6 protein-coding genes are annotated in these 7705 nt (G+C 40.5%); 3 read left to right on the top strand and 3 right to left on the bottom strand.

Features of this window, described 5'->3' with window-relative positions; genetic code table 11:
- The first annotated feature begins 126 nt into the window (after positions 1-126).
- From Q0K96_RS12815 to Q0K96_RS12805, 3 genes are read left to right on the top strand one after another with little or no spacing between them, the layout of a single operon-like run.
- Positions 127-558 (top strand): hypothetical protein, encoded by a 432-nt coding sequence (locus tag Q0K96_RS12815; RefSeq protein WP_297334380.1) that lies wholly within the window; start codon positions 127-129, stop codon positions 556-558.
- Entirely contained in the window at positions 558-1109 is a 552-nt protein-coding gene (locus Q0K96_RS12810; protein ID WP_297334379.1) for a M15 family metallopeptidase, read from the top strand. The genes Q0K96_RS12815 and Q0K96_RS12810 overlap by 1 nt, the downstream gene beginning before the upstream one ends.
- Positions 1106-1762 carry a DUF6549 family protein gene (locus Q0K96_RS12805; RefSeq protein WP_297334378.1) on the top strand — a complete coding sequence of 219 codons (657 nt, stop codon included), beginning with the start codon at positions 1106-1108 and terminating at the stop codon, positions 1760-1762. Before Q0K96_RS12810 ends, Q0K96_RS12805 begins: the two co-directional genes overlap by 4 nt.
- On the opposite strand, the gene recO is transcribed toward Q0K96_RS12805, so the two are convergent.
- The 3 genes from recO to Q0K96_RS12790 form a co-directional block, all read right to left on the bottom strand.
- The gene (gene recO, locus Q0K96_RS12800) at positions 1755-2468 is read right to left on the bottom strand and encodes a DNA repair protein RecO (protein ID WP_297334377.1); all 714 of its coding nucleotides are present in this window, start codon (positions 2466-2468) and stop codon (positions 1755-1757) included. The genes Q0K96_RS12805 and recO overlap by 8 nt on opposite strands.
- Before the next feature lie 5 nt (positions 2469-2473).
- Positions 2474-4741 carry a two-component regulator propeller domain-containing protein gene (locus Q0K96_RS12795; RefSeq protein ID WP_297334376.1) on the bottom strand — a complete coding sequence of 756 codons (2268 nt, stop codon included), beginning with the start codon at positions 4739-4741 and terminating at the stop codon, positions 2474-2476.
- A 117-nt stretch (positions 4742-4858) separates the two neighbouring features.
- The coding region (locus Q0K96_RS12790; protein WP_297334375.1) for a T9SS type A sorting domain-containing protein at positions 4859-7705 on the bottom strand (2847 nt) is incomplete at its 5' end.

Below are 7705 nucleotides of genomic sequence, written 5' to 3'. Positions count from 1 at the left end.
TATACTACATTTTGAGTAATATTTCATTTTTTGTATAAAATAATGAAACTCGTTTATCTTTTTTTATGTTCAAATCTTACATTATTGCATAATGGATCATTATATCTAAAATTTAAGAGTTTAATCATGCTGTCACTACCATTCAGCATGTTCACATGGCTATTTTCAAAAATCGCCGCGTGGTCGTGTGATAACGGTGAATATATAGCCGGAGTCTTAACCTGCATTGCTATTGACCATTTTATCGGTAGCATATATCATGCATTTAAGCTTAAAGATTTCACTTTCAGAAAAAATATTATTGGGCTGCTCACTAAACTTGCTCTATGTGCAGGTGCTGCAATACTTTTTGAAGTCATGCATACAACTCTTAAAGATGCCTCTTTTATTTATGACTATCTTAAATCACTCACAAGATTAATCGTAATACTGTATCCTGCCAGTTCAGCATTTTTAAATATGAGTGCTATTACGAACGGGGTATTTCCTCCATTAGGATGGATTAATAAAATGAAAGCTTTTAATGAAAATCTCGATTTGAATAAAATAAAGCAATAATGGACGCAATCACACTAAAGAGAATCGCGCTACTGCACCCTGTTATAAGAAGTGAAGTTAATGAGGCATATAAATGGGTAAACAATTCTCTTTTGGGAAAAAATGTACGCCTGCGTTTTACACATACGTTACGTACACCTGAAGAACAGGATATACTTTACCGACAAGGCCGTACAAATTTTAAAGATGCTAAGGGAAACGATTTAAGAAAAGTTACCAATGCTAAAGCCTGGCAGTCTATTCACAATTACGGACTTGCTTTTGATTTTACGCTTTTATTGGATACCGACAATAATGGCTCGTTTGAAACTGTTTCATGGTCAACTGTAAAAGATTTTGATGGTGACAAAAAGGCAGACTGGATGGAAATAGTAAATTATTTTAAAACACTCGGATGGCAATGGGGTGGCGACTGGAAGAAATTTCCTGATTACCCTCACTTAGAAAAAAACTTTGGATTGGATTGGAAGGCGTTAAAATTGAAGTATGATAGCGGCGATATCTTTACAGAAGTAATAGAAGGAAATACTTATAAATGGGTTAATCTATGAAAAAATATTTTCCTTATTTAATAGCAGTAATCTTAGCTGTACTATTGGTATATCAATGGGAAAAGAATGCATCAGAAAGCATTTTTAAAACTGCCAACCTTAATGCGTTAACCGATTCTGTATCCTATTATAAAAATCAACTGGGAACTTCAACTGCATCAATACATACTTTACAATTAGAGGCGAAAGATCTCAAAAAAGTAATATTAGAAAAGGATAAAAAAATGGCCGCTTTAACTTCAGAATTCTCTAAAGTAAGAAATATTATATCTCTTAAGTCTGAAGCCAGTTTACCACCTGTTGAAATAAGGTATGAAAAAAGTGTAGGATCAGACTCAACACAACCATTTAAATTTGAAAGGACAGGTTTCAACAAAACCTACTGGTATAGTATGGGCTATAAAGTAACACAGGATAGCCTTATAATATATCCTTTATCAATACCTACAGAAACAACAATAATTACAGGTTTTAAACGAAAATGGCTTTTAGGCAGGCAAACCCTTAGTACCGATATAACTAATAGTAACCCTTATATATCGGTACAGCAGATAAAATCTGCAGAGGTTATTATTCCTGCACCTTTATATAAAAAATGGTATGTATGGCTGGCAATTGGTGTTGCAGGCGGAGCTATTATGGCATCTAACTAAAAACCTCGCGCAACACTTCAACCGATTTAGGCCGCACAAAACCTTCGAGATGAAGCGCATAATAATCCATTAGTATTTTTAGCAATATCTGCCTTTCTGAAACGTGAAATGCTTTTGCGGATGTATCCGGCTTTAATTGCAGTAACCGGTGCATTAGGGCAGTATCCGCTTCAGAGAGGCAGCTAATTGTTTCATGGCGCAAAAATACGCCTTCTGCCATCTCAAAAAAAGGATAGTTGCTTTGTGTTACATCCGGATAAAATCCTAAAAACTTACTCAGTTCTAAGAGTACAATAAGGTGAAAGTTTGCAACACCCTCATGTGTGTCTAACCACTGCAGGGCAGTTTCAAGATATTCATAAAGGTTTTTGTTTGCTTCCTCTTCTTTGATGCAATAATGCAATATTTCTGAAATGAATATTGCTATTGTTGTTTTAGTTATATCGGTATGAAGCGTGTGATAAGGTTGCGAGAGCCTGACTTCTTTAAAATATTCTAATGAACCTTTATTTTTATGTGAGGCTTCTATTTCAAGAATATTCAGTGGACGGAAGTATACTGTTTTTTGTGAGTTTTTGCGTGACGAAAAAGCATCTCTTACATAATAAGACTTTAATCCTGCACTTTGGGTAAAGCACTTTACAATAAGGCTTTTATCCTGATAGCGCAGCGCACTTATTACAATTGCTTTTGTTTTAACAAGCATAGCATCTACCTTATAATCATTACCTTTTTTACCTTGGTTTTTGTTCCGTCGTCAGAGGCAATAAAAATCATATATACACCCGAGGCTACCTTATACCTGCCAAACGCACGTGTATCCCAAAGTACAGTACCTCCTTCTGATGTGGTTTCGTAAACAAGGTTACCTTCTATATCCGTTATTTTAATGTTGGCATTATCTATAAGCCCGCTTATTTTTACATCCCCTTCAAAACCGGGACGCACCGGGTTAGGATATACATAAACATTGTTAAGATCATCTGCTGCTTCTGTTGCTGTACCCTTATAAGACACCATACCCCTATCAGTCGCGAAAAAAACTTCTCCCGAGGCCTGGTTAATCGCAATATCATTAACTGTATTACTTGGTAAAGGCGAATTACTGTTTGTAAAATGAAAAATAGTCCTTTGTCCGTCAGGTGAAACCAAAAAGGCCCCTGCCCCTGCGGTAGCTATCCATTTATTATTAGAGCCGTCAACCTCAATATCAGTTAAAATCTGCTCAAAAAGCAACTCCTGCGCAAGGCCGTCTTCCTCAATAATAATTTCATTAACAGAAAGTATATCTTCGGTCAAAAAACGGTCTACACCAGGCAACACTCTTAATCCGCTTGATGTCCCTATCCATAAGCGGTTATTGTTATCTACAGCAACACAACGCACATAGTCACTTGGCATATTTACTGATTCTCCTTTAAGCACCATAAATTTATTACCTGCAGCTTCGTTAAAACCAATAAGGCCATTATTGATTGACGGAATCCACTTTGTGCCATTCTTGTCGATAGCCATTCTCTGGTAACGATCTGATTTAGGATTTGAAGTTACATCCTCAAAACTATAGGAAGACCAGTTGCCGTTACGAAAAACAACAAGAGGCTTATCTGTCTGGTCATTGGTCATCCATAAGCCACCTGAACTATCAAAAGCAAGGCTGTTAACCCTTAGGTCATAATAGGTTGGCACTACAACCTGCTGGTTTTGCAAAGGGCTGTTAGTTTCGTTGTAAAGTATTACCGGCTCAAAACCTTCCATACGAACCAAACCATTGTGGTAGGATGAAATATAAACATCCGAAGGATTGGAAGGATTTACTGCAATATCAGATAATGACTCTGCTTCAAAAACATCTTCATAAGATATGCTTTCCCAACCCTCTTGTGTTAGCCTGCTGATGCCTTTTCTTGAAAGGTCGGGTGTCATAAAGAAATTATAACTTCCGTAAACAGCCCAAAGTCCGTTGGGTGCAAACTCTAAAGAGAAGATATTGCTATATAATGGCCCTTGAGGGGTTATATTTTCGCGGACTGCAATATTATTTAAAGCGCTCTGTATTACACCGTCTTCAGCAGTTCCAATAAAAATCTGTCCCGAAACTACGGTAGCACAGGTAAAAACTACATCTTCATTAGGCAGGCCGTTTAACTGAAGTACCTGTATTACGTTTTCACCATATACCAAAATGCGACTTGCAGATGTAACCACGAGATAACCGTTCGCTTCCCTTATATCAGTGGCAGCAGTCCCCATAAAAGCCAGGTTAAAAATGCCCCCATTTTCCAGCCTTACAAGGCTCGCGGAATTATCAGTTGCAAAAAGCTGGTTTCCAAACGCGGAAATTCCGGTCCATGATCCGCCATATTCCTGCATCCATTGTGTATAATCGTTAAGGTTAGGGTTACTTAGCAGTCCCCTGCTTATGCCGTTTTCTGCTGTAGCTGCATAAAGGTAGCCGTTATGAACAGCAGTTTGCACTACAGAAATCTCGGTACCGCTGGGTCCTAAAAAGTAGGTGTCACCAAACTCTAAAGTCTCAAGGTTAAAAACAGCAATACCAAAGTCGCAGCTTATATAGGCAATCCCATTATATTCGTCTATATTATTAATCCCTTTACGCGATGGCTGAACAGTTGTTTCTTCTATAATATCTACTTTGTTTAAAATAGAATTATCACCATTTACAACAATAAGTAACCCGTTACTGCTGCCCACAAGTGTGCGGTTGTAGGTGCTGCTGTAATGTATGGCTGTAATGGTTTCCGGTTTTAACCCGTCTACAGATGTAAGTGTCTTGATTTCGTTAGTAGTTGTGCTTTTAGAGAAAATAGCACTTTCTGCGGCGGCATACATCCTGCTGTTGCTCTGTGCCATATCCTGTATATTAGTATACGAAAAATGGCTGGCCCATGGCTGGCTGCCCTGGGCAAAAAGCATGTTGCTGATACAAACAAATACAAACAGGCAAAAAAATCTCATCAGTATATATTTAGGGCAAATATAAGCTAAAACGCATATATAGCCTTTTTTGTATAACCGGCAATAAAAAAAGCCCCACGCATTGCGTGGGGCCTCTTGTTATATAATAACTATACTTTAGTTATTGTTAGAGTTCCTTACAACTTTTACAGTTTCAATACCATATTCGGTTTCAATCTGTACTATATAAGTAGCTCCCTGTAGCGAACGCATATCTACTTTAGCGGTAGTAGCATTTACATCTTGTGTAATTACTACCTGGCCAAGTAGGTCTATTACTGTTACCCTGTTTATCATGTTGTTGTTCTCTATTGTAAGAACATCAACTACAGGAACAGGATAGTAAGAAAGTTTGTTCCTTTCAAAACTATCTGTACGCAGCGATACGATAACTGTTACAGCAAGCGAAGCCACACTTTCGCAACCATCTAAAGTTTGAGTAGCGTAGTATATTACTCCGTCCTCAAGAATTGTTGCAGGATCAAGCGGGTTAACATGGTTAGCAGCATCTTCGGCATTAGCATACCAAACTATGTCTGTACCCTCTACAGTAAGATTAGCAAAAGTAGCGTTTTCGCCTACAACTTGTGCAGCCTCTCCTGTTGGAGCAGGTGTTACGGTAATAGTTACCGCTACTGCAGTCCTGGTTGCACTTTCACATCCATTTACAGTTTGAGAAGCATAGTAGGTTGTTCCGCTAACAAGTACATCATTGCCGGCAAGAGGCTCGCCTCCTGTTTCGTCTGCATACCATAGTATATCAGTTCCTTCAGCAGTAAGGTCGGCAACTGTAGTGCCTTCACACAAAGTAAGGTCTGTAGCTACAGGAGCTTCTGTTACCTGAATAGTAACTGCAACGGCTGTTCTTGGACTTTCGCAATCATTAAGCGTTTGCGATACATAATATGTACCTGTTGCAAGGGCTGTGTCATCCGCAAGTGCTGTACCGCCTGTAGCATCAGCATACCAGGCAAGGTTATCACCTGTTGCAGAAAGTTCTGCTACAGTAGCACTGTCGCAGAATGCTTGTGCTTCGGCAACCGGTGCAGGAGTTACGTTTACAGTAACCGCTACTGCTGTCCTTGGGCTTTCACAATCATTAAGTGTTTGTGATACATAATAAGTACCTGTTGCAAGGGCTGTGTCATCCGCAAGGGCTGTACCTCCTGTTGCATTGGTATACCAAGCAAGGTTGTCACCTGTTGCAGAAAGCTCTGCTACAGTAGCACTGTTACAGAATATCTGAGCATTTGCCGTTGGAGCAGGTGTTACGTTTACAGTAACCGTAACCGCTGTCCTTGTTGCGCTTTCGCAACCATCTATAGTTTGCGTAGCATAATAAGTACCTGTTGCAAGGGCTGTATCATCTGCAAGGGCTGTACCGCCTGTTGCATTAGCATACCACATGATAGCTGTTCCTGTTGCAGAAAGGTCTGCTACAGTTGCACCACTACAAAATACCTGAGCATTTGCAGTTGGAGCAGTTGTTACATTTATAGTAACGGCAACTGCTGTCCTTGTTGTGCTTTCGCAACCATTAAGTGTTTGTGAGGCATAATAGGTAGTTCCGTTTGCAAGAGCTATGTTACCTGCAAGAGCAGTTCCGCCTGTTGCATCGGCATACCAAAGTATTGTGCCTGTACCTTCAGCGTCAAGATCTGCCACGGTAGCTGCATTACAAAATGTTTGTGCAACTGCTGCCGGTGCAGGAGTTACGTTTACTGTAACGCTAACCGCTGCCCTTGGGCCTTCGCAGTTATTTAGTGTCTGAGACACATAATAAGTACCTGTTGCCAGTACCGCAGTATCAAGTAGTTCAGTACCGCCTGTTTCGGCAGCATACCACTTAATATCTGTACCTGTTGCAGTAAGTTCTGCCACAGTAGCACTGTTACAGAATGTTTGTGCAGTTGCAGTAGGCGCAGGAGTTACATTTACAGTAATGCTTACCGCTGCCCTTGTGCTTTCGCACTCATTCAGTGTTTGTGATACATAATAAGTACCTGTTGCAAGGGCTGTGTCATCTGCAAGGGCTGTACCGCCTGTAGCGGCAGTATACCACTGTGTGTCTGTACCTGATGAGGTAAGATCTGCCACAGTAGCGCTGTTACAGAATGTTTGTGCACTTGCAGTAGGTGCAGGAGTAATATTAACTGTTACCGCTACAGCAGTTCTTGTAGGGCTTTCGCAACCATCTACAGTTTGTGTAGCATAGTAAGTAGCAGTTGTTAAAGATGCTGTACCTGTAAGCGGAGATCCGCCTGTAGCAACATCATACCATTGTACATCTGTTCCGGTAGCTTCAAGCTCGGCAACTGTACCAAAGTTACAGAATACCTGAGCATCTGCTCCAGGAGGCATAACCTCTGCAGGCTCTGTTACAGTTACAGATGCAGTTGTAGTACAACCGTTTGCATCGGTTACAGTTACATCATAAGCACCTGCTGTAAGGCCTGTTATTGTAGCTGTAGTAGCGTTATTGCTCCACAGGTAAGTGTAAGGAGTTACACCGCCTGTTACAGCAACTGTTGCAACACCTTCGTTACCGCCAAAGCAGGTAACAGGAGTATCTACAGATGTTGTAGCTGCAAGAGCAGCAGGCTGTGTAATTGTAAATGACTGAGTTGTTGTACAACTATTAGCATCGGTTACGGTTACTACATAAGTACCGGCAGCAAGACCTGTTGCGGTAGCGCCTGTAGCACCATTATCCCAAGCATATGTATATGGAGATACTCCGCCAGTTACACCTACAGTAGCTGAACCGGTTTCGGCACCATTACAAAGAACATTAACCTGAGATGCGGCAGTAGCTACAAGGGCAGCAGGCTGTGTAATTGTAAATGACTGTGTTGTAGTACATCCGTTAGCATCGGTTACTGTTACTACATAAGTACCGGCAGCAAGATCTGTTGCGGTAGCGCCTGTAGCACCATTATCCCAAGCATATGTATATGGAGATAC

The sequence above is a fragment of the Flavobacterium sp. genome (assembly GCF_024305175.1).
GTDB lineage: Bacteria > Bacteroidota > Bacteroidia > Flavobacteriales > Flavobacteriaceae > Flavobacterium.
This window is presented reverse-complemented; position numbering and strand designations above follow the sequence as displayed.